The organism is Pararobbsia alpina (assembly GCF_965118125.1).
Taxonomy (GTDB): domain Bacteria; phylum Pseudomonadota; class Gammaproteobacteria; order Burkholderiales; family Burkholderiaceae; genus Pararobbsia; species Pararobbsia alpina_A.
Genome location: NZ_OZ221287.1, coordinates 2044626 through 2062661 on the forward strand (window position 1 = coordinate 2044626; position 18036 = coordinate 2062661).

At 62.6% G+C, this 18036-nt stretch carries 14 protein-coding genes; 6 read left to right on the top strand and 8 right to left on the bottom strand.

Going from position 1 to position 18036, the window contains the following annotated elements; all coding sequences use genetic code 11:
• Positions 1-22: 22 nt before the first annotated feature.
• From ACMFWR_RS08995 to ACMFWR_RS09010, 4 genes are all read right to left on the bottom strand, one after another.
• Positions 23-940, bottom strand: a complete 918-nt coding sequence (locus ACMFWR_RS08995; protein ID WP_413194647.1) for an ABC transporter permease — start codon at positions 938-940, stop codon at positions 23-25.
• The gene (locus tag ACMFWR_RS09000; RefSeq protein WP_413194832.1) at positions 937-1992 is read right to left on the bottom strand and encodes an ABC transporter permease; all 1056 of its coding nucleotides are present in this window, start codon (positions 1990-1992) and stop codon (positions 937-939) included. Before ACMFWR_RS09000 ends, ACMFWR_RS08995 begins: the two co-directional genes overlap by 4 nt.
• A gap of 71 nt (positions 1993-2063) precedes the next feature.
• Positions 2064-3743, bottom strand: a complete 1680-nt coding sequence (locus tag ACMFWR_RS09005; protein WP_413194648.1) for an ABC transporter ATP-binding protein — start codon at positions 3741-3743, stop codon at positions 2064-2066.
• A gap of 5 nt (positions 3744-3748) precedes the next feature.
• Positions 3749-4768: a BMP family protein gene (locus ACMFWR_RS09010; protein WP_413194649.1), complete on the bottom strand. Its 1020-nt coding sequence runs from the start codon at positions 4766-4768 to the stop codon at positions 3749-3751.
• A gap of 210 nt (positions 4769-4978) precedes the next feature.
• On the opposite strand from ACMFWR_RS09010, the gene ACMFWR_RS09015 reads away from it, so the two are divergent.
• On the top strand, positions 4979-5857 hold the full coding sequence (locus tag ACMFWR_RS09015; protein ID WP_413194650.1) for a cysteine hydrolase family protein: 879 nt from the start codon (positions 4979-4981) through the stop codon (positions 5855-5857).
• Entirely contained in the window at positions 5854-7221 is a 1368-nt protein-coding gene (locus ACMFWR_RS09020; protein WP_413194651.1) for an amidase family protein, read from the top strand. The genes ACMFWR_RS09015 and ACMFWR_RS09020 overlap by 4 nt, the downstream gene beginning before the upstream one ends.
• Before the next feature lie 146 nt (positions 7222-7367).
• On the opposite strand, the gene ACMFWR_RS09025 is transcribed toward ACMFWR_RS09020, so the two are convergent.
• Complete coding sequence (locus ACMFWR_RS09025; protein ID WP_413194652.1) at positions 7368-7553, bottom strand: hypothetical protein; 186 nt, start codon at positions 7551-7553, stop codon at positions 7368-7370.
• On the opposite strand from ACMFWR_RS09025, the gene ACMFWR_RS09030 reads away from it, so the two are divergent.
• Complete coding sequence (locus ACMFWR_RS09030; protein ID WP_413194653.1) at positions 7543-10191, top strand: leucine-rich repeat domain-containing protein; 2649 nt, start codon at positions 7543-7545, stop codon at positions 10189-10191. The two genes, ACMFWR_RS09025 and ACMFWR_RS09030, sit on opposite strands and share 11 nt — an antisense overlap.
• Before the next feature lie 7 nt (positions 10192-10198).
• Here ACMFWR_RS09030 and norR read toward each other — a convergent pair whose 3' ends face one another.
• Positions 10199-11794, bottom strand: a complete 1596-nt coding sequence (gene norR / locus ACMFWR_RS09035) for a nitric oxide reductase transcriptional regulator NorR (protein ID WP_413194654.1) — start codon at positions 11792-11794, stop codon at positions 10199-10201.
• A 228-nt stretch (positions 11795-12022) separates the two neighbouring features.
• Here norR and hmpA point away from each other — a divergent pair, with 228 nt between their 5' ends.
• The 3 genes from hmpA (at position 12023) to ACMFWR_RS09050 (ending at position 14815) form a co-directional block, all read left to right on the top strand.
• Positions 12023-13204, top strand: a complete 1182-nt coding sequence (gene hmpA, locus ACMFWR_RS09040; RefSeq protein WP_413194655.1) for an NO-inducible flavohemoprotein — start codon at positions 12023-12025, stop codon at positions 13202-13204.
• Between the two features lie 212 nt (positions 13205-13416).
• A complete protein-coding gene (locus ACMFWR_RS09045) occupies positions 13417-13836 on the top strand; it encodes a group III truncated hemoglobin (RefSeq protein WP_413194656.1) in 420 nt (139 codons plus the stop codon).
• Positions 13837-13984: 148 nt separating this feature from the next.
• Positions 13985-14815: a PhzF family phenazine biosynthesis protein gene (locus ACMFWR_RS09050; RefSeq protein ID WP_413194657.1), complete on the top strand. Its 831-nt coding sequence runs from the start codon at positions 13985-13987 to the stop codon at positions 14813-14815.
• A 107-nt stretch (positions 14816-14922) separates the two neighbouring features.
• Here the strand turns inward: ACMFWR_RS09050 and ACMFWR_RS09055 are convergent, their stop codons facing one another.
• On the bottom strand, positions 14923-15273 hold the full coding sequence (locus ACMFWR_RS09055; RefSeq protein ID WP_413194658.1) for a 2Fe-2S iron-sulfur cluster-binding protein: 351 nt from the start codon (positions 15271-15273) through the stop codon (positions 14923-14925).
• 249 nt (positions 15274-15522) lie between these two features.
• Positions 15523-17859: an FdhF/YdeP family oxidoreductase gene (locus ACMFWR_RS09060; protein ID WP_413194659.1), complete on the bottom strand. Its 2337-nt coding sequence runs from the start codon at positions 17857-17859 to the stop codon at positions 15523-15525.
• Positions 17860-18036: the final 177 nt, after the last annotated feature.

Genomic DNA, 18036 nt, shown 5'->3' on the forward strand with positions numbered 1-18036 from the left:
TGCCCTGGCGTGAGGCAATGCATCAACGCCGGAATGGCTGGGTCAATGCGAGCGGGGCGGTCTGCTTGCCGATCAGTCCGGCGACCGCGATCAGCGCGAGCAGATACGGCAACATGATCAGCAAGGCGGTTGGCACCTGCACGCCGATCAGCGGAAGCTGAAACTGCAGCGCCGTCGCAGCACCGAACAACAGGCACGCGCCCACGGTGCGTCCGATTTTCCAGTTGCCGAAGATAATCGCCGCGATCGCGAGATAGCCGACGCCATTGGTCATGCCTTCCGTGAAGGTATGAATATCGCCGATCGATATGAAGCAACCTGCCGCGCCGGCCATGACACCCGAGAAGAGCACCGCGCCATAGCGGAGCCGCGTGACCGAGAGACCTGATTGATCGACGGCGCGAGGCGCGGCGCCGACCGCATGCAACGCGACGCCCAGCGCCGTACGACGCATCATGATTGACGTCGCGACGAGGATCGCAATGCCGAGATACAACAGCCAGACCTGATCGAACACCGGAGCGCCAATCACCGGAATCGAACGCAAGCCCGGGGGTGCCCAATGCGCGAGCCCTGGAATCGCGGCGTTGGACCGCTCGCCGAAGAGTTCGCGATAGGCAAGGGTGGTGCCGCCGAGCGCAAGGATATTGATGCCGATACCCGTGACAATCTGATTCGCGCGCAAGGTGATGCTCAGAAACGCCTGGAGCAAGGCAATGGGCAGCACGCCGAGCATGCCCGCGAGCAGGCCGATCGCCGGATTGCCGCTGACCCATGCACCCGTTGCGCCAAGAAACGCACCGGTCAGCATCATCCCTTCCACGCTCATATTGAGCACGCCCGCGCGCTCGCTGATCAGCTCGCCCGTCGAGGCGAGCATCAGCGGTGCGGCAAACCGGATCGACGATCCGACAAAGACGGCCGCGATGGCAGCATTCATCGTGAGGCTCCCTGTTTGTCGAGCCACCACGACCCGCCGGCCAGCGCGACGATCACGATGCCCTGAACGATCAGCACGATCGCCGAGGGCACTTGCGCGACCATTTCCATATTGATTCCCCCTGAACGCAGGAAGCCGAACAGCAATGCGGCGGCAAACACGCCGGTGACCGAGCCGCGCGCGAGCAGGCCGACCACGAGACCGTCGAAGCCATAGCCCGACGAAAATCCGGCCTTGAGCGAGTATTGGTCGCCTTGCAACATGAGCGCGCCTGCGAGGCCGCCGAAGGCGCCTGCGAGCGCCAGCGCGCCGACAATTGTGCCGGTGATGGGCATGCCCGCGCGGCGCGCGGCGACCGGATTGAGTCCGACTGCGCGCAGGTGGATCCCGAAACGCGTCCGGCGCAGGACGATAGCCACCGCGATGCCGAGAACAATAGTAAGCGGCAGTCCGATATGTAATCCGGCCGATGACGCACTGGCGAGCAAGGGCAGCTTTGTGACATCGGGGATCTCGAGCGATTCCGGCAGCGTCGACGCATTGCTCATCGGCTGGCGCAGCAGTGCTTCGGACTGAACGCACCAGTACAGCAGCCAGACCGCGATAAAGGACAGCAATAGCGTGCTGATGACCTCATTCGTGCCGGCCTTGGCTTTGAGCACGCCGGGTACCGCGCCCCATGCGGCGCCGGCGAGCGCGGCAACCAGCATCGGCATGACGAAGGCCATGCCAAGGGGCAAATGGCCGGCGCCACCATACAGGCTCATGGCCGTTGCGGCGATACCACCGATCGCGATCTGCCCTTCGCCGCCGACATTGGTCAGTCGCGCCCGGTCGGCAAGCACGAAGCCAATGCCGACGAGTGCGAAGGCGAGGCTGCGGTTGATCGATGCGCCGATAGCGTAGGCCGATCCCCACGCGCCATCCGCGAAAGCAGCGAGGGCGTCGAGAATCGGCACGCCGACGCTCGCGATGAGTGCGAGTGCGGCAAGAATGGCGACCAGCGCCGCGCCGCCGAGCACGAGCGCAGTACGTGCTTGCGGTGCACGCATCCAGCGTGACACGGAGGGTGAGGCGGCCTCGGCGATCGAAGGTGAAGGCGAGGGCGAAGACGAAGAGGAAGTCATGAAGTGTGTCCTGCCATCCAGGCGCCGATGCGCTCGCGTTGAGTGGGGTCGGGCTTGCAACTGCCCATGATGCGGCCGCGGTAGAGCACGACGATGCGATCGGCAACGGTCATGAGTTCGTCGAGCTCCGAGGAGATCAGCAGCACACCGGCGCCACGATCGCGTGCGGCGCGAATGTGGTCATAGACGGCGGCGACCGCGCCGACATCGAGACCTCGCGTCGGCTGCGCAGCCATCAGCAACACCAGGTTGTCGAGTGTGAGTTCACGCGCGAGCACGGCCTTTTGCTGATTGCCGCCCGACAGGCCGCCGAAGCGCACATCGACGCTGGCTGCACGCACATCGAAGCGCTTCATGAGTTCGAGGGCGTGCGTGCGCATCGCGCCTCGGCGCATGAAGCCGCGCTTCGAAAAACCATCGAGCCGGTTGAGTAGCAGGTTGTCGATGAGACTCATGTCGGTCACGCACCCGACAGCGTGCCGGTCTTCGGGCACGATGCCGACGCCGGCGGCGGTGATGTCGCGCGGTGAAGCGTCCGTGAGCGCCTTGCCTTCGACAAAGAACCGTCCTTCACTCGCGCGCATCATGCCGGCGAGCACCGCACCCAGCTCGGATTGGCCGTTGCCCTCGACGCCCGCGATGCCGACGATTTCTCCGCGATTGACGACGAGCGTGCATTGATCGAGGCGCGTGACACCTTGCGCGTCGCGCACGCTGAGTCCGTCGACGAGCAGGACTTCTTCGCTGAGTGGCTTGCTATACGGAGATTCAACGGCCGGAAATTCAACGTCGCAAGATGCAACTGCCGGGGACGCAACGGCCGCACGCAGAGCGGCGTCCTGCGCGATGCGAGATCCCTGATGGGCGACTTCGGGGCGATCGATCATCGCGCGCACGAGCCGGTCGATGTCGTCCGATGGATGATCCGAGCGTGCGACCACGCGACCGCTTTGCAGTACGGTCGCACGCGTGGCGATTTTGCGGATTTCTGCGAGCTTGTGTGTGACCAGCACGACCGCGCAACCTCGCGCGGCGACGCGTGCGCAGACTTCGAGCAGCGCGTCGATTTCCGCGGGAAGCAACACGGCCGTCGGCTCGTCGAGCACGAGCACGCGTGGCTTGCGGATCAGGCATTTGACGATTTCGACACGCTGCCGCTCGCCGACCGACAACTCGGCGATGCGCGCGTCGGGGTCGAGCGCAAGGCCGAGATCATCGACGAGCGCACGGACTTCGGCGGCGCGCGTCTTACGGTCGAGCCAGCCGCGCGACTGGCCAAGCAGCAGGTTGTCGAGCACCGTCACGTCGCCGACGAGGCTGAAATGCTGGTGGACCATCGCAATGCCGTTAGCCAGCGCATCGCGCGGACTGCGCGGGCGGTACGGTGCATCGTCGAGCCACAATGCGCCTTCGTCAGGTTGATGCACGCCGAATATCACGTTGCACAGCGTTGACTTCCCGGCGCCGTTCTCGCCAAGCAGACAGTGCACTTCGCCGGGCATCAACGCCACCGACACGTCGCCGAGCGCGCGGAAGGTACCGAAGCGCTTGCCGATGCCCTCGAGCCGCAATACGGGGCGTGATGCGTGCGGCCGCCCGTGCTCGCCCTCGGGGCGTCCTTCAGATGGCCCCTCATGCGGTGAAGGCTCTTGGGAAGCGAACGCGGGCTGATTCATCGCGCTCAGCCTTCAGAGACCTTGATCTTGCCGCTCTGGATGTCGTCTTCGATCTTCTTGAGCGCGGCATTCATTTGCGGCGTCGCGCCGCATACGGCGATACCCGATGCATTCGGTCCCATTGCGAGTCCGAAGGCCTTATATCCCGGTTGCCAGGTACCGGCGGCGAGCTGGTCGATGGCGTAGTGAACCTGGAAGCCCACGCCCGTGATCGTATAGGCGATATAGAGCGGGTCGGAGCCGCAGCGGTCCGTATAGCTGCCAATGATGTGCGTGTGCTTTTCGGTCGCCGCCTGTTCCATGCCGCGCAGGCCGAGGTTCAGGATGTGGTAGTGCACGTCGGCGCCTTGCGCGATGGCGGCGACGGTCGCTTCCTTGGCCTTCGATACGTTGTCGAAGTCGCCCGTATAGCTCTCGAAGTATTTGATATTCGGATTGACCGAGCGCGCACCGTTGCCGAATTCCTTGCCGGCGTTGACGATCGACGGGATCTCCATGCCGCCGACGTAGCTGACTGCGCCGTTCTTCGAGAGCATTGCCGCGGCAGCTCCGGCTACGTACGCGATCTCGGCCTGCTTGACGTCATAGCCCGCGACGTTCGGCGGCATATCGGCGCCCTTGGAGCCGCCGACGATCGAGAACTTCACGTTCGGGAAGCGCTTCGCGACCTTGATCACCGCGGCTTGGGTCTGTCCGCCCACCCCGATGACCAGTTCGTTCTTCGAGGCGAGGTTCGTGAGCGCCTGCTCCATGTCCGCGTAGTTGATGTTCTCGATCATCTGCGTTTTCAGGCGCGGGCCGAGTTCCTTTTGAGCGGCGACAAGACCGTCGTATCCCGACTCCATCCATCCCTTGTCGCTTTTCGACCCGGGGATGAGCACGCCGACGCGCAATGCATCGGCTGCGAACGCTTGCATGGCGGAGGTGGAGATGCCCAGGGCGAGGAGTGCAACAAGCACGCCCTTGACCACCGAGCGGGCAGAGCGTGTGGTCCGCGTGATGAACGAGACAAAGTCAATCGACATACTGGCACTCCTTTTGCGTTTGGGTAAGTGACTTATTCATGAACCAAAATGCAACTTCGGTGCCAACTCTGACAATGCGCGACCGGTGTTGCATGAGATGAACCTGTGAGCGAGCCGGAAAACACGGGCGTGCAGAGACGGCGAGGCATGCCGCGACACGCGCCGCGCACGCAACCGGACTCCCACTTTTTCGATGAGGAGTGAGCACCGATGAAACTTGAAGGACCTGATGCGACGCGCGTTTCCGGCCGTCTTGGATGTTCGGACAATGTCTGCTGGACGGCGACGCCCGAGCTTGTCGACATGGCAGTGAAGGCGCCCGAACCGGTGCCTCTGACGCTCGCGTGTGATCCTCAGAACGTACGTATCGACCTGCGTCGGACGGCGATCGTCGTAATCGATATGCAGAATGACTTCTGCACCAAAGGCGGATGGGTTGCCCATCTCGGGGGCAACTATGAGATTGACCGCACGCCGATTGCACCATTGCAGAACTTGCTGCCCGGACTGCGCGAAGCCGGTGTGCCGGTGATCTGGGTCAACTGGGGCAATCGCCCCGACCTCGCGAATATGCCGCCGAATCAGCTACATCTGTATAAGCCGACCGGCACGGGCATTGGACTTGGCGAGCCCTTGCCTGACCATGGTGCCCATGTGCTCGAGAAGGATTCGTGGGCGGCGGCAATCGTCGATGAGCTCAAGCCGGAGCCGAACGACATCCTCGTCGACAAATACCGGATCAGCGGCTTCTGGGACACACCGCTCGACAGCATCCTGCGCAACCTTGGCGTCCGCACGGTGATGTTCGCAGGCGTCAATACTGACCAGTGCGTGCTGCACTCGCTGACCGATGCGAACTTCCTCGGTTACGGCTGTGTGCTGCTCGAGGACTGCTGCGCAACGTCGTCTCCTGCGTTTTGCACGGAAGCGACGATCTGGAACGTCAAGAAGTGCTTTGGCTTCGTGACGGATTCCCTGCGCGTGCTGGCCGCGCTCCGTGCAGAGGGCGCCGTGAACGCCTCGACAACATCGAACACATCGAACACATCGAACACATCGAACACACTGGCCGGGGACGACGCGCGATGATTACGACGTCGTTGAATCACGCACAGGACGCATTCGAAGCGACAGGCGCCCTCGTGCCGGGCCCGCGTGTCAGGGTCGACGCGACGGGGAGAGGGCCGCTCGACGGGCTGCGATTCGCCGTCAAGGATCTGATCGATGTGGCCGGCGTGCGCACGGGGGGAGGCAATCCCGACTGGCTCGCGACACACGGCCCGGCGCATGAACATGCGAGCGTGGTGGCGCGCCTGCTTGCAGCCGGCGCTTCAGTCGAAGGCAAGACCATTACCGATGAGCTTGCCTATAGCCTGGAGGGCGAGAACGCGCATTACGGCACACCACTCAATGCACGCTGGCCGCATGCGCTGCCGGGAGGATCGTCGAGCGGGTCGGCATCGGCGGTGGCGGCGGGCGTTGTGGATTTCGCGCTCGGTACGGACACGGGGGGCTCGGTGCGGGTGCCCGCGGCATTCTGCGGACTCTGGGGTATTCGACCGACACACGGCGTCGTGCCGACCGATGGTGTGATCGACTTTGCACCAGGCTTCGATACGGTGGGGTGGTTTGCGCGCTCAGCCGACATGCTCGAGCGCGTCGGCATCGCGTTGCTGTCTCCGGCCAGGCTGTCTGGAACAGGGCGGCACGCGGATGCGAATGGCATCACCGCGGCGGTGGAGACGGCAGGCGCATTGCCCGATGACACTGCGGGGCTCGCACGGTTTTCACGGCCGCGTGAACGCTGGGTGGATTTGCAAGTGGCTCATGCCGTCACGGGTGCCACGGTGGAACCCAGGGCGATCGCCAAGCGATTCGTGCGTTTCAATGAAGCCTTCGCGATACGCGCTGCAAACGAGCCCGACGATGCGCAGGCGTTGCTCGACGCGGCCGGGCTGATGGGCGCACTCGAGGGCGTGTCGATATTCGACGGGAAGCCCGCGCAATGGCTGCATGTCTATCAGCAACTTCAGGATGCCGATATCCGGCGCGCGCTCGGCAGCTGGATCGCTTCACATCGCCCCCGTTTCGGCGCCACGATTGCGCCGCGCTTTGCGCGCATGACGACGCTCGATGATGCCGAAGTCGAACGGTGCGCCGTACAGCGAGCAGAGTGGCGTGCGAGGCTCGATGCGTTGCTGGCAGGGCACTTTCTCGTTCTGCCGACGACGCCGGTCGCGCTGCTCGATAAAGGCGCTACCGCCGGAGACATCTCGCGCTTTTATACCGAAGCGTTGACGATCAACTCGGTCGCGGCATTCGGCGGATATCCGCAAGTCACGATACCGTTTCGCGATGACAAGGACCGACCGCTCGCACTTTCAATCATCGGCGCGCGCGGGGACGACCTGGCGTTGCTGAAGTTTGTCCGGCGTTTCGGTGTCAACGAATGAAGTCCGGCGTGAGGTCATTGAGCGTGAGAGGTCATCCGGTGGGAGTTGGGCTGGCCGGTCTTTCGTATCGATCGCCGTGCGGCATATCGAGCGAAATCGGCAATACCGAAGGTGAGCGGCTCATTACGGTGGAGGCTCCTTCTGAGCTAGGGGTTAACCATGACGACGCCGATCTCCACCTCCGCCTTCACGCCCACCTTGATGTCCGTCGCCTCCGTCGCCTCTGTCTCGTCTCCGACGCCGATCGCGCCGAGACTATCGGAGGTGAACTTCGTCTCGCGCGCTGGCGAGGGGTCGCTGGCAACGGAACGGATCAAGCGCTTGACCGCCACGCTGGAGCGCGCGCTCTATCGCGGTCTCGAACAGGATGCATCGGCTGAGGCGACGAACGCCCGGTTCAATGCCGGGCTCGCCACGATTCTCGGAACGACGAGCGACGCGAAGTCTTCTGGCCTTCAATGTAATGACGCGAAGGACGTCGCGCATTCGCAGACGGTCGGTATCGCGATTCAGGACCCTTTGCGTCCGTCCATGCAACGCCGAATCGGCACGGCACTGAACACTTCGCGAGTTGAAACGACCGATCGTCTGTTACCCGCGATGATGCACTTGCGCGACGTACTCGCCCATCAACCGCCGTCGCGCAGCGAACTGGCGACTGGACTCGTTGCAGCACATGCTGGCTCCAATTCGCGCCACTTCGAACATTGGATCGAGGCGTATCTGGCCAATCCAAGGCAAGTCACCCCGCCTTTCGGAATGCCGGTGCTTGACGATGAGTACGCGACGCGATGGCAGGTGTTTGGCGACAAACTCGGTGGTGCGCTGGGTCCCTTGTTCGATGAGCGCATCCGGCAGGCGGAAACTTCCGATGGCTTTTGGCTGTTGAAAGACATTGAGCCCGATCGCGTTCATCTGTTGTTGCCGAAGGTGGTTTATCGCGGATCCGGCGACACGTTTGGCGGCATGCATTTCACGAAGGAGTGGGAACACGCGGGCAAGATCGACAACGTGATCGTGAAGGTCGACCCGGCCAGCGGCGAGAACGATTCGCCGATGTACGTGATGTTGAATCTGGCAGACCTGCTGAATGAAGCGTGGCCGCGGCGCGTGATCAACGCCACGCCGTCAAGCCCGATTCAATTCTTTCCGCCTACGTCGAATACGCTCGACGGACTCGTCGAGGCGAACAAGCAGACGCTGTTCGAAGCGGACGCGATCGATGATATGAGCGAGGGCGCCGACCAGATGCGATGGTCGTCCACACCATGGACGGGCTCGGGGAAGTTGACGAACGCGACGGTGGGTCACACGCTGGGCGAGTACTTCGGGCAGGTGGTTGCACGCGAGTTGGCCACGCGCTCTTATGACGAGACAGCGCTTCAGCGCTTCAACCAGAAGGCGGCGGATTTCGTCAGCGGACTCAAGTGTATCGTTCCGTTGTGGTGCGGTATCGAGGCGGCGGAAGCGGGCAAGCGCGCGGAAGCCGTCGAGCACTTCATGCTCGACCTGGCGAATATCGCGACGTTTTTTATCGCTGGTCCGGCAGACGAGGCTGCCAGGACCGCCGGTCTGGCTCGGGGCGCTGTGGAAGGCGCGCTCACCGGGACTGCGCGTAACGCAGTCGGCTCCACGTCGCTCACGCACGCGCTGGAGCAGGGCGCTGTCGAGACTCATATTGCAGAACTCGATGTACACGACGCCAATTCGATTGCGGCGGTGGAGCAGCACTCGCTTTCAGTCAAGGGCATGCAGGCCGGATCACCTCCTGCATTCGTACTTCGAGCCTCAGACCTGGCTGGCTATGCGATCGTCAAGGACGGTGAGCAGACCTATGTGAAACTCGCCGACGGATACCGTCGCCTTGAGACGTTGCCGGACGGAACAGTCAGGTTCGGCGATGAGCCTCCGCTGAATCCGAAGATCGGACTGCGGGGCGGATTGATCGATGCGCTCGGACAGCCTTTACTTTTGCCCGAGGGTATCGAAGAAGTCTTCGTGAATGACGCGTCGAGATATCAGATTAGCGATGCGCTAGTGCGTGAAATCCGTCTTGCCTATCACTTCGGTGCACCCACGCTGGACCTCAGTGAGGTTGTACTGCAGGAGATTCCCGTCTGGCTCAGACCTTCGAGCATTGAAACGCTTGTCATGCGGCCCGGTGCGACCCTTGTCATAGATCCCCTTAACCTCTCCGCCATGAATAACTTGCGAATCGTGGGGGGCGACGTGATCCGCATCGGGACCCGTGTGCAACATAACCTGGGAGCACTACCGACACTCGGCTCGATCGAGATTGCAGACGCTGCGAATCTTGAGTACGTCGATCTGACGTCGGTGCGTGCGCTCGCGATGCGTGTGCATAACGCGCCAAGACTCACTTCGCTATCGTACAGCGCGGGTGGCCTGACACATGTTGAACTGTCGGATGTCCCCGGTCTCGTGCGGCTCGATCTGTCGCAGAATGCGCTGACCCATCACGACCTTGTCGTGTCGGGACGTGAAGCCCCCAAGCTGCCAGTACTCAGTGCTCTCGATCTCTCTCTCAACGAGCTGACCCAAGTCCCTCACGTCGTTGAAGAGATGCCTCAGCTGCGGTCGGTGTTCTTGAGCAACAATCAGTTGTCAGGCCTGGGGCCGCTGATGAAAGCAGAAAAGCTGCAAAGCATCAGTATTGCCTACAACCTTTTTACGGAACTGCCGACGGACCTGGCGTGCAACGACACGCTCATGCACTACGTTGCCTCCGGCAATGCAATCGCTAGTCTGAAGCCGGATATATCGCGGTTCGTGAAGTTGTGGAAACTGGGCCTTTCCGACAACCACTTGGCCGCGTTGCCTGACGAACTGGTCCAACTCCGGTGGTTGCGCGAGTTCATCGTGGACGGCAATCCATTTGTGACGCGGCCGGCCGTGCTGGACCGTTTGCTGCCCCAACTCGACGCTGCACGCTCACGCTTGCCGCACTGACATGGCATTACTCGATACCCAGTCGTTTTGCGCTGCGTTTCAGATTAGCTCGGTCCATGCCGAGCTGGCGAGCGGCCGCCGACCAACTCGCACCATTCAGTTCGAGCGCTCGCCGGATCATCGAGCGCTCGAAGTTTTGTAGTGCATCGCGCAGCGTTGTCGATCCCGGTTCGACGGCGTGCTCCGTCGATTCACCGCCGACTTCGAAGGCAATATCGGCGTCGCTCGCCTGCACACGTAGACGCGTAGGGTCTATTTCGTGATCGGGCAGATCCAGATCCGCGGCAGTGAGCGTCAGAATCCTCGAACGGCCATCGCGTGCTGCGAGCGAGCGCAAAGCACTGCGTCCAATCAGATGTTCAAGCTCGCGCACGTTTCCGGGCCACGTGTAGTTCAGCAAGGCCGCTTGCGCATCCGTCGACAGGCGGATGCTGCGCAGGCCGAGACGTGCGCGGTTTTGCTCGAGGAAATAGCCTGCGAGCAGTAACACATCGCGGCCACGCTCGCGCAGCGCCGGTACGGCGAGTGGGTAGACACTGAGCCGATGATAGAAGTCCGCGCGATATCGGCCCTCGCGCACGCCCTCGGCCAGATCGCGGTTGGTTGCAGCGATCAGGCGCACGTCGACGCGATGCTCGCGATCGGACCCGAGACGTTGCAGCTGTCCGCTTTGCAATACGCGAAGCAGCTTCGCCTGAACCGTGAGCGGAAGTTCGCCGACTTCATCGAGAAACAGCGTGCCGCCATCGGCGAGATCGAACTTGCCGCGCCGATCGCTGACGGCGCCCGAAAACGCGCCTTTCACATGCCCGAACAATTCGCTTTCGACGAGCGTCTCAGGCAACGCGGCGCAATTGAGGCTGATCAACGGCTTATCGGCTCGTGATGACGCGGCGTGAATCGCATGCGCGACGAGCTCCTTGCCCACGCCGCTTTCGCCCGTAATCAACACCGTGAGCTCGCTGGCGCCGACGACCTTGATATCGTCGAGCATGCGCTTGTAGGGAGCGCTCTGGCCGATCATGTCGACCCCCTGTGCGTTCGCTGCGAGACGATAGGCCTCAGCGCGCTGGTGTTCCTGCTCGCTTCTGCGCGCCATCGCGTTGACGTGGTCGGCGACGTTGACGGTGGCCGATGCGAGGCTCGCGAACGCCTGCAGTGCATCGAGATCGACGGAGTCAAAGCGTGAAGGGTCGAGCGCGTCGAGCGTGACGAGTCCCCACGAGCGATCACCGACGCGCAATGCGCATCCCATGCAGTCATGCACTTCGAGCTCGCCAAGATGGCTTTGAACGAGGCCGTCGTAGGGATCCGGCAAGGTTGAGTCGGGGGCGAAACGCGTGACGCCGTCGGCTGTGAGCAGCGTCTGGAGTCTCGGGTGGTCGGTGACGCGGAACCGGCGCCCGAGGGTGTCGCTGCTAAGCCCGCTGATCGCTACGGGCACGAGTACGTCCGTTTCGAGACGGAGCAGGGCTGCGGCGTCGCACGGAAAGAGCGTGCGCAGGGCGTCCAGCAGGCGTTGATACCGTTGTTCTTCAGACATCTCGCGCGACAGGTCGTCGACGAGGGGAATCAGTGTATCGAGCAGCGTCTTGGCATTCATGATCAGGCAGGCGACGGGTCGCCGTGTTCCAACTTAAAAGCATCGGCGAGTCATTCGGACTCAGTCGAGTCAGTGTGACCCATGGGTGAATGTAACACGGGTTAACCCTAAATGCCTGATTTCATTGAGGCACGGTGCTGGCACGAAAGTTGGATTACGTATGTCGCGCCCCGCCTGCAGATTATCGCGACGCGGGATCGACAACGAATGACTACGAGCCGAACCACTATGCTTTCCCAAGAACATCGCACCATCGTCAAAGCCACGGTCCCCCTTCTCGAGAGCGGCGGCGAAGCCCTGACCAAGCACTTTTACGAACTCATGCTGCGCGAGTACCCCGAAGTTCGCCCGCTGTTCAACCAGGCGAATCAGGCGAGCGGCTCGCAGCAACGCGCACTGGCCAACGGCGTGCTCATGTATGCGCGCCACATCGATCAGCTCGAACAACTCGGCGGCCTGGTTTCGCAGATCATCAACAAGCACGTTTCGCTGCAGATTCAACCCGAGCATTATCCGATCGTCGGCACGTGTCTGCTGCGCGCCATTCGTGAAGTGCTCGGACCTGAAATTGCCACCGATGCCGTCATTGAAGCGTGGGCAGCGGCTTATGGGCAACTCGCCGATATCCTGATCGGCGCGGAGAAGCAGATTTACGATCAACGCGCCGCAGCCAAGGGTGGCTGGCGTGGAGCGCGTGCCTTCAAGGTGGCGCGCAAAGTGCGTGAAAGCGACGAAATCACGTCGTTCTATCTGCAGCCTGTCGATGGCGGTGAGGTCCTCGAGTTTCATCCGGGCCAGTACATCGGCCTGCGTGTCGTGGTGAATGGGGCGGAGCAGCGTCGCAACTATTCGCTGTCGGCTGCGAGCACGTCACACGAGTATCGGATCAGCGTCAAACGCGAGCCGGAAGGTACGGTTTCGAAGTTCCTGCATGACGAAGTGAACGAAGGCTCGACGCTCGACCTGTTCCCGCCCGCTGGCGACTTCACGCTCGAACATGCGGAACGTCCGCTTGTGCTGATTAGCGGCGGGGTTGGCATCACGCCGACGCTGGCCATGCTTGAAGTTGCACTCAAGACGAACCGGCCGATTCACTTTATCCACGCAGCGCGTCACGGCGGGGTGCACGCGTTCCGCGAATGGATCGATCGTCTCGCCGACCGTCATCCGCAGCTCAAGCGCTTTTACTGCTACGCAGAACGTCGCGACGCTCAGCCGGAGCCGCATGCGGTGGGCCTGCTCGACCGCGATACGCTGGCGCAGTGGCTGCCTGAGTCGCGCGACGTCGACGTGTACTTCCTCGGGCCGCTGCCGTTCATGAAGGCGGTGCGCAAGCATCTGCACGACCTGGGTGTGCCGCGTGAGCGCAGCCGCTTCGAGTTCTTCGGTCCGGCGTCGGCGCTCGAGTAAGCGTATCGTCGTGCGGTCCGCCTGGCGAACGCAGACGTTCGGCGTTCACGCAGCGGGCCGCGATTTCGCACCTTGCCTTGAGGGCGCCGTGCGTTGCATTGCCTTTGCGCGCCAATGCCGGCCAGCCGGCCAGTCGACGAACGGCGGTCGAGGCGGTTTATGGTTCGGGTACGATCACACAATCTCGAAGTTGAATGGAAAGGACACGCGCCGTGGTAGCTCCACCCGATCTGTGCACGGAAGAAGAGGTCACCTACCTCGTGCACACCTTCTACGCAAAGGTCCATGAAGATCCGCTGCTCGCGCCGATCTTCAACGCGCACGTCAAGGACTGGGATGCCCATCTCGCCAAAATGGTGGACTTCTGGTCGTCCACGTTGCGAGGCACTGCGCGTTACCGTGGCACGCCGATGCCGCGGCACGCGCAATTGCCGGAGTTGAATCCGGAGCTGTTCAAGCGCTGGCTTGAACTGTTCCATCGGACGACACACACGCTCGATAACGAACGGATGCGCGCACGCGCGGACATGCTCGCTCCCCGGATCGCGGAAAGCCTGTGGTACGGATACCAGATGTACAACAGCCCGGACAGCCTGCCGTCGTCGCTGCCTCCGCACGAACGCGCTGAGTGATCTGTGCAGCGCACAGTCGATGGCTGTACCGGTTCGTGCGGCCTCGTTTGTCTATGGCGCAAGGTCTTCGGGTTGGGTGAAATAAGATTGGGCTTCGGGTCATGCCGCATCGGCTTGCCCGGCCATTCCTGACCAACACGGAGGCAAGGTGGCTTCATTCGCATTCAAGCAGCTCGACGTCTTTTCCAGCGAACCGCTCAAGGGCAATCCGCTCGCCGTGGTGCTCGGCGCCGACGGACTGAGCGACGATCAAATGGCCGCGTTCGCGCGCTGGACCAATCTCAGCGAAACCACCTTTCTGCTCAAACCCACGACGGACGAAGCCGACTATCGCGTGCGCATCTTCACGACTCAGCGCGAATTGCCGTTTGCCGGTCATCCGACGATCGGCACCTGCCATGCGTGGCTCGAGGCGGGTGGTCAGCCCCGAGGCGATGTGATCGTGCAGGAGTGCGGCGTTGGTCTCGTCAAGCTGCGCAGGGACGGCACGCGGCTCGCATTTGCGGCACCGCCGCTGATTCGAAGCGGTGAACCGGACGCGGGCATCGTCGAGCGCATCGTTGCCGGCTTGCGGATCGCACGCGAGGACGTTGTCGGTACCCAGTGGGTCGATAACGGTCCGGGCTGGATCGCGGTCATGCTCAAGGATCGCGACACGGTGCTGTCGCTGAAGCCGGATTACAACGAGCTCGGCGGACTCAAGCTGGGGGTCGTCGCGCCCTGGACGGGCGGCGACGCGCAGTTCGAAGTGCGTGCGTTTATCGCGGGCGAGGGCATGGCTGAAGACCCCGTGACGGGCAGTCTCAACGCGAGCCTCGCACAGTGGCTGATCGGCAGCGGTCGTGCGCCGGCGCAGTATGTGGCAAGTCAGGGTACGGCGCTCGGGCGCAAGGGCCGCGTGTTCATCGAACAGGTCGGTGACGACATCTGGGTGGGTGGAGCGTCGGTCACGTGCATCGACGGACGTGTGACGATCTGATTGGCGATCGCGTAACAGGGGCGGGCGCCGCGGAGTGACCGGCACACATCGAGATTATCGAACCCATGCGGCGCGCGTGCAGCGAGAGCGCGTGAGGGGGACGCGACTCAGAAGCGCTTTTGCCGCGTGATCGACTGCGCGAGCATCGCGTCGACCTCGGACTTCAGCCTTGCATGCGGCACATGGATCACAAGCGGTGATTCGGCAGCCGAGACGCAAGGCAGAATCCAGCCATCGTCGCTTTCATCGGTACTGATGCCGGGCCACTCGATCGTATAACGCACGCTGCCGCTGACGAGCTTGCACATGCAGGTGCGGCACGTGCCATTGCGGCATGACGCCGGCATCAGGTAGCCCGCCTCGCGGGCGGCCTGCATGATCGGGCGATCGCCTGGCGCGGAGAACTCCCATCCGGCGGGCTCGATTCGAACGACGAAAGTGGGTGTGGGCTTCGGCATGGCCGCATTGTGCCTGCTCGTGCGCGGGTCTGTCGAACTGAAAGGGGGCATGGCTGCAACGGCGTTGCGGCAGTCGCTGCGTGGAAGGGGGGCGGCGTGGTGTGACGGATGCGCCGTGGTCGACAGCGCATCCGTCCCAGGCGGCCTTGTGGGCCGCTTGTTAAAGGTTCAGTCCGGCGCGGGATCGTAGTGCGCGATGGGGCTGCGCATACGATGCGACCGATGCGCCGGACTCGGATCGATCGCTTCTTAGTCCGGAAAGTAGGGTTGCGCGACGAGGGTACCCGACGACCGCGTCATCAGCACGGGGATCGATTTCGACGCCGGCGTGCCTGCGCCGATCGCGAAGCTCTCGAGCGGCACGAGCGGATTCGTCTCCGGATAGTAGGCGCCGAGGCAGCCACGAGGAATGTCATATTCCACGAGCCTGAAGCGGTCGGCCCTGCGCTCGATGCCGTCGTCCCATACGCTCGTGAGATCGACCCAGTCGCCGTTGGACAAACCGAGCATCGCGATATCGTCACGATGCGCGAATACCACGCGGCGCTGTCCGAACACACCGCGATAGCGGTCGTCCTGACCATAGATCGTGGTGTTGTACTGGTCGTGCGAACGCGTCGTCATCAGCGTCATCAGGCGTTCGCCGTAGCGCGCGCGTGCGCGATGAATCGGCGTATCGAGGTCGACCGCGTGCGCAATGAACTGCGCCTTGCCGCTCGCGGTTTTCCACACCCGCTCGCGCGATGCGACGCCAAGGTGGAAGCCGCCGGGTTTGGCCACGCGTGCGTTGTAGTCGTGAAAGCCGTCGATGACCTGTTCGATCGCGTCGCGAATCTTTGCGTAGTCGTTCGTGTAGCCAGCCCAGTCGGCCTTCGCGCTGCCGAGCGTCGCTTCAGCCATGCGCGCAACGATCGCGATTTCCGAGAGCAGGTTCGTCGAGGCCGGCTTGTTCATCCCGTACGAGATGTGAACCATGCTCATCGAGTCTTCAACCGTGACGCCTTGAGCAACACCGGCTTGCACGTCGATTTCCGTGCGGCCGAGCGTCGGCAGAATCAGCGCGTCCTTCCCGTGCACGAGGTGGCTGCGGTTGAGCTTGGTCGTCACCTGCACGGTCAGCGCGCAGGATTGCAACGCTTCCCATGTCCGCGGGGTATCGGGCGTCGCGATCGCGAAATTGCCGCCGAGGGCGACAAAGACTTTGACCTTGTCTTCGAGCATGGACTGAATCGTTTCGACCACGTCGTAGCCATGCTCGCGCGGAGGTTCGAACGCGTAGACCTTGCCGAGCCGGTCGAGGAACGCCTTCGAAGGCTTTTCCTCGATGCCCATCGTGCGGTCGCCCTGCACGTTGGAGTGTCCGCGCACGGGGCACAGCCCGGCGCCGCGTTTGCCGATATTGCCGCGCATCATCATCAGGTTCGACAACATCTGAATGGCCGGCACGGCCTGGCGGTGCTGTGTGAGGCCCATGCCCCACGTGCAGATCACGCGTTCGCCCTTGACGTAGATCGACGTCAGTTGCTCGATATCGTCGCGCGGCACGCCCGATTCTTCGATTAGCGTGTCCCAGTTTTCCGCGCGCAGGTCCGCCGCAAAGTCGTCGAATCCTGTCGTGTGCTCCTCGATAAAGCCGAGGTCGAGCACGCGAGGTGCGCCGCTTGCCACGGCGTCGTCGTCGAGTTCGAGCACGCGCTTCGCGACCGCCTTGATCAACGCAAAGTCGCCGCTGAGCTTGGGCCGGATAAATACCGAACAGATCGGCGTGCTCGATCCGGTCAGCATTTCCGCCGGGTGGGAGGGGCTCGCAAAGCGTTCGAGACCGCGCTCGCGCAGCGGGTTGATCGACACGAGCGTCGCACCGCGCCGCGACACTTCACGCAGCTCGCCGAGCATGCGCGGATGGTTTGTCGCCGGGTTCTGACCGAAGATCAGCATCGTGTCGCAATGCTCGAAGTCGTCGAGCGTGACCGTGCCTTTGCCGATCCCGACGGTCTTCGGCAGGCCCCGGCTCGTCGGCTCGTGGCACATATTCGAGCAGTCGGGGAAGTTGTTGGTGCCGAACAAGCGTACGAAGAGCTGGTACAGAAACGCGGCTTCGTTGCTCGCGCGGCCCGACGTGTAGAAGGCGGCCTGGTTCGGATCGTCGAGCGCGTGCAGATGACGTGCTATCAGCGCGAAGGCCGCATCCCAACTGATCGGGACGTATTTGTCACTCGCTGCGTCGTAGACCATCGGATCCGTCAGACGGCCGTGGCCTTCGAGTTCGAAATCCGATTGGAGCATCAGCTCGGCGATCGTGTGCTGGGCGAAAAACTCCGGTGTCACACGCTTGCTGGTGGCCTCCGCGGCCACCGCTTTGACTCCGTTCTCGCAGAACTCGAAGGTCGACGCGTGTTCGCGGTCCGGCCATGCGCATCCGGGGCAGTCGAAACCATCAGGTTGATTCTGCTTGAGCAGCGTCCGATAGTTCCCGCCCGGTACGCGTTCGCGGATCAGGTTGATCGCGACTTGCTTGAGTGCACCCCAGCCTGCGGCCGGATGGGTGTAGGCCTCGATGCGTGCTTCCGGTTTGCTTTTCGACATGTAGTGCTCGGTTTTTCCGCCGCGTTATTTTTTGTGTTTCCCCATTCGGCGCGGATATCGACGACGCCGGCATGCTGGCACAGGGAATACTAAGTTAACGGCTTACAGTTTCGAAGCTTAAAGGTCCATCCCCCGCGAAAAGGAGTACAGAGCATGGTGGCTCCGGGGAGTACAGTT

Excerpts from the sequence above, each read along its gene's own strand:
- norR (WP_413194654.1), bottom strand. The coding sequence starts at position 11,794 with ATGAATGCCAAGACGCTGCTCGATACACTGATTCCCCTCGTCGACGAC.
- ACMFWR_RS09015 (WP_413194650.1), top strand. The coding sequence starts at position 4,979 with ATGAAACTTGAAGGACCTGATGCGACGCGCGTTTCCGGCCGTCTTGGA.
- ACMFWR_RS09020 (WP_413194651.1), top strand. The coding sequence starts at position 5,854 with ATGATTACGACGTCGTTGAATCACGCACAGGACGCATTCGAAGCGACA.
- ACMFWR_RS09005 (WP_413194648.1), bottom strand. The coding sequence starts at position 3,743 with ATGAATCAGCCCGCGTTCGCTTCCCAAGAGCCTTCACCGCATGAGGGG.
- ACMFWR_RS09010 (WP_413194649.1), bottom strand. The coding sequence starts at position 4,768 with ATGTCGATTGACTTTGTCTCGTTCATCACGCGGACCACACGCTCTGCC.
- ACMFWR_RS09055 (WP_413194658.1), bottom strand. The coding sequence starts at position 15,273 with ATGCCGAAGCCCACACCCACTTTCGTCGTTCGAATCGAGCCCGCCGGA.
- ACMFWR_RS09060 (WP_413194659.1), bottom strand. The coding sequence starts at position 17,859 with ATGTCGAAAAGCAAACCGGAAGCACGCATCGAGGCCTACACCCATCCG.
- ACMFWR_RS09000 (WP_413194832.1), bottom strand. The coding sequence starts at position 1,992 with ATGCGTGCACCGCAAGCACGTACTGCGCTCGTGCTCGGCGGCGCGGCG.
- ACMFWR_RS08995 (WP_413194647.1), bottom strand. The coding sequence starts at position 940 with ATGAATGCTGCCATCGCGGCCGTCTTTGTCGGATCGTCGATCCGGTTT.
- hmpA (WP_413194655.1), top strand. The coding sequence starts at position 12,023 with ATGCTTTCCCAAGAACATCGCACCATCGTCAAAGCCACGGTCCCCCTT.